The sequence below is a fragment of the Glycomyces xiaoerkulensis genome, assembly GCF_002798405.1.
GTDB classification, from domain to species: Bacteria; Actinomycetota; Actinomycetes; order Mycobacteriales; family Micromonosporaceae; genus Glycomyces; species Glycomyces xiaoerkulensis.
In genome coordinates, this window is sequence record NZ_PGGV01000022.1 from 1 (window position 1) to 3,654 (window position 3,654).

A 3,654-nucleotide genomic window follows, 5' to 3' on the forward strand; every position below is an offset into this window, starting at 1 on the left:
TCCCTTAAAGGGAGGGGGTTCCAGCCGTCGCCGGCTGGGTTTCCTGCTTCGTTGCCGACTGCCCGCCCGGAGGTTTCCGTTGAGGTCTTACACCGGCTCCACAGGCCGCAACCGCCAGCCCGGCGGCCAGAATGTTCTTCGCCGCGTTCACATCGCGGTCCTCGCGGTGGCCGCAGGCGGCGCACTCGAAGACCCGCTGGGCGAGCGGCATCGCAGGTTTCATGGTGCCGCAGGCCGAACAGGTCTTGGACGAGGGCAGGAACCGGTCGACGACGACCAGGCCCCGGCCGTACCACCCGGCCTTGTACTCGATCATGCGGCGGAAGGCGGCCCAGGAGGCGTCGGCTATGGCGCGGGCGAGGGTGTGGTTCGAGAGCATCCCGCGCACGCTCAGGTCCTCGATCGCGATCGTTTGGTTTTCGCGAACCAATCGAGTGGTGAGCTTGTGCAGGTGGTCGTGCCGCCGATCCGACACCCGCGCGTGCGCGCGGGCCAGGCGAACCTGGGCTTTCCTGCGGTTGTTGGAGCCTTGCTGTTTGCGCGACAGCTCACGCTGCCGCCGCTTGATGCGGGCCCGGTCGCGGGCCTCGTGGCGCGGGTTGGTGAGGTGCTCGCCGGTCGAGAGCGTCAGCAGGCTGGTGATCCCGGCGTCGACCCCGACCGCCGTGTCGTTCTCTGGAAGGGTCGGGAGGTCCTCTGCGATCAGGAGCGAGACGAACCAGCGCCCGGCCGCGTCGCGGGAGACGGTCACCGTCGACGGGGCCGCCCCGTGCGGCAGCGGCCGGGACCACTTGATGCGCAGCGGCGCATCGTGCTTCGCGAGCGTGAGCTCGCCGCCGGTGTACTTGAACGCCGAGCGGGTGTACTCGGCCGAGCCGACCAGGTGTCGCTTGCGTTTGAAGCACGGGTAGCCGGTGCGCTGCTCGAAGAAGTTCGCGAAGCCTTTCTGGAGGTGTCGCAGGGCCTGCTGCAACGGGACCGAGGAGACCTCGCCCAGGAACGCGAGGTCGTTCCGCCGCTTCCACTTGGTCAGCAGCGCCGAGGTGTCGGCATAGGTGACCCGCGCCTTGCGCCGATACCACGCTTTGGTGCGGGCGTCGAGCGCCTTGTTGTAGACCAGGCGCACACATCCGAACGTCCGGGCCAGGTTCGCCGCCTGGCCCGGGGTCGGGTAGCACCGGAACCGGTAGGCCCGGTGGCGCGCATGGACACTCACGCCTCACATCATAGACAATTTGCGTGTAAGCCCCACATTGGGGTGGGGCTTCGATTCCTCCCTGGCCTGAAGGCCAGGGTTTCCTCGAAGGAGATTTGATGAACGGCATCATCGGCACCTGGCACCTGCGCATGAAGACCCCCATCGGCACCATTGACGCCGACTACGAGTTCACCGAGACCGGCACCGGCACCAACGGCACCGCCAGCGCCGCCGGAGAGACCGTCCCCGTGGACGACCTCGCCCGCGAGCCGGTGCCTGGAGGCGAGCGCGTCACCTGGACCCAGCGCATCACCAAACCGCTGCGGCTGAACCTCGCCTTCGAGGTGACCGTAGCCGGAGACCGGCTCACCGGTACTTCGCGGGCCGGGAGGCTCCCACGCACCGAGGTGACCGGCGAACGGCGCGGCGCATGACCGCGTTCCTCCTGTCGGTCCACGTGCTCGCCGCGATCCTCACCGTCGGACCGATCGCCATCGCCTCCAGCATGTTCCCACCCGCGCTCGCGGCCGCCGAAGCGAAAGACGACCCGCGGAAACCCGCGGTGGCAGCCGTGCTGCACCGCATCACGCGCGTCTACGCGGTCGTGGGCATCCTCGTGCCGGTCTTCGGCCTGGCCACCGCCGCCGGCCTCGGCGTCCTCACCGACGCCTGGCTCATCGCCTCTATAGTCCTCACCAGCGCCGCGGCCACGATCCTCATCACCCGCATCCTCCCCGGCCAGCGATTCGCCCTGGCCGCGATCGATGCGAACCCGAGCGCCGAGGGCACCTCTTCTCGGGCCAGGCGGCGGCTCGCTATGGACACCGGGATCTTCAACCTGCTCTGGGCGATCGTGGTCGTCCTGATGGTCTACCGTCCGGGATCGACAACGGGAGTCGGCCCGTGAGCCCGCGCCGCACCCTTCACCTCCTCGGAGCCGCGGAACTGGCCACGTTCACCCTCATGATCGCGAACCTGGCCACCGTCCACCACCCATCCGTGTCCAGTGTCCTCGGCCCGCTCCACGGTCTCGCCTACACGGCCACCTTCATAACCGCTCTCCTGCTCACAGGCGGCAGGCACCGCGTATGGCTCCTCGCCCTCATACCTGCGGCCGGAGGACTCCTCGCCGCCGGTGCCACGCCCAGAGAGCCCCGTAGCAACCGATTAGGTGTTCCTGGTAGAGGTCGGCATATGTTGGCGAGTCGCCGATCAGGCCGTCGCAGGAGGCGGCCATGTCGGGGCCGATCAATGCTATGGCGCCCTTGCCTGAGGTGGCGCCGCTCTCGAAGAGATCGAGGCTCTCGGACAGCAGGCCCCCGTCGGTCAACGACGCCGGTCCGACCTTGAACGGATACTTCTGCATCTCATCGTCGACGATCCGGTAGTCGACCGTATCGCTTTGACGCGAGCCATGTGTGCCCGCCACTGCCGCTTGGTCCCGGATGCTCATGTCGGCCTCCCGGCCGGTTCGGTTTGCGCGCGACGTTCCTGTCGAGTTGCTCGCGCCAACGGTCCCGGTGGTCCCTCGGGCCGTGCCCTTCGGCCACTGCGCGACGATGTCGTCCCCGAGTGCCTCCGTGGCGCTCTGGCGGTCGGCCGCCCGGGGCGCGGTCGTTCGTGCCAGGACCGTAGGGACCGCCCGACGTGGAGGTTCGGCGTCGACCACTTCCTCTGCGGGGCGGGCGCCTCACCGCGGCCGTCAATGCAGTGTTTCCGAATCGACGGCCGGGCGTTCCCTTGTTTATCGATATTCCTCGATGTTAGGCTTGCCTCACCGCTCGAGCTGACATCGCAGTACGTAAGGCCCCCAACAGGAGGCGACGTCCTCGAAATCCACGGCCCTGCCTGTACACGCACCCTCCGCCGTAGAGCACTCTCCATTCCGAACCGACTATTCACAGGAGAGTCCGAATGAAACCCTTGCGCTTGGCCCAAACCGCGCTCGCCGTGACCGCGGGAACCCTGCTCGCCCTCGGCCTCACCGCGCCCGCCGCCGGCCACCACCCCGAAGGACCACCGCAACCGTTCTTCGCCGAACACGACGACACCTGCACCTTCACCGAGACCAAGGGCCAACTGTCCTGGGCCGCCACGCACCCTCCCCAGCCCCCGGCGGTCAACCTCCGGGGACAGGCGCAGTCGGCCAACCTCGGCGACTGCAACTACCTCGTACCGGTCGTCCCCTACATCGAACTCCAGGCCTACGACCTCGACGACACCGCCGACGAGGCGGACTGGGAGACCGCCGCCACCGCAGTGGACCGCGAGGTCGTCCCCATCCCCGACGACAACCCGATCGACTTCCGCGCCCAGCTCACCCCCACCGCCTGGATCGGAATCGAGCCACCCGACATCGATGTCGTAACCGTCCGCGCCTGCCTCACCACCCGGGTCCACCCGCCCGAGGACCAGACCTACGACGGCGACTGCGGCAAACCCGACGTCCACCACCC

At 68.3% G+C, this 3,654-nt stretch carries 4 protein-coding genes and 3 pseudogenes; 4 read left to right on the forward strand and 3 right to left on the reverse strand.

The window, feature by feature from the left end; genetic code table 11:
- Positions 1–4: 4 nt before the first annotated feature.
- On the reverse strand, positions 5–1,216 hold the full coding sequence (locus tag CUT39_RS08330; RefSeq protein WP_100445513.1) for an RNA-guided endonuclease InsQ/TnpB family protein: 1,212 nt from the start codon (positions 1,214–1,216) through the stop codon (positions 5–7).
- Between the two features lie 98 nt (positions 1,217–1,314).
- On the opposite strand from CUT39_RS08330, the gene CUT39_RS08335 reads away from it, so the two are divergent.
- From CUT39_RS08335 to CUT39_RS21710, 3 genes and pseudogenes are all read left to right on the forward strand, one after another.
- Positions 1,315–1,632, forward strand: a complete 318-nt coding sequence (locus CUT39_RS08335; RefSeq protein WP_100445514.1) for a hypothetical protein — start codon at positions 1,315–1,317, stop codon at positions 1,630–1,632.
- Positions 1,629–2,105 (forward strand): hypothetical protein, encoded by a 477-nt coding sequence (locus CUT39_RS08340; RefSeq protein ID WP_100445515.1) that lies wholly within the window; start codon positions 1,629–1,631, stop codon positions 2,103–2,105. Before CUT39_RS08335 ends, CUT39_RS08340 begins: the two co-directional genes overlap by 4 nt.
- Positions 2,102–2,353 (forward strand): annotated as a pseudogene (locus tag CUT39_RS21710) (hypothetical protein); the annotation flags it as partial. The gene CUT39_RS08340 and the pseudogene CUT39_RS21710, both read left to right, overlap by 4 nt.
- Here the strand turns inward: CUT39_RS21710 and CUT39_RS08350 are convergent.
- A pseudogene (locus CUT39_RS08350) lies at positions 2,301–2,614 on the reverse strand (DUF1048 domain-containing protein). The pseudogenes CUT39_RS21710 and CUT39_RS08350 overlap by 53 nt on opposite strands.
- 41 nt (positions 2,615–2,655) lie before the next feature.
- Positions 2,656–2,801: pseudogene (locus CUT39_RS21905) on the reverse strand (DUF1048 domain-containing protein); the annotation flags it as partial.
- Between the two features lie 311 nt (positions 2,802–3,112).
- On the opposite strand from CUT39_RS21905, the gene CUT39_RS08355 reads away from it, so the two are divergent.
- A partial coding sequence (locus CUT39_RS08355; RefSeq protein ID WP_157930554.1) for a hypothetical protein occupies positions 3,113–3,654 on the forward strand: 542 nt, incomplete at its 3' end.

Coding starts and splice junctions, on each gene's coding strand:
- CUT39_RS08340 (WP_100445515.1), top strand. CDS start 1,629: ATGACCGCGTTCCTCCTGTCGGTCCACGTGCTCGCCGCGATCCTCACC.
- CUT39_RS08335 (WP_100445514.1), top strand. CDS start 1,315: ATGAACGGCATCATCGGCACCTGGCACCTGCGCATGAAGACCCCCATC.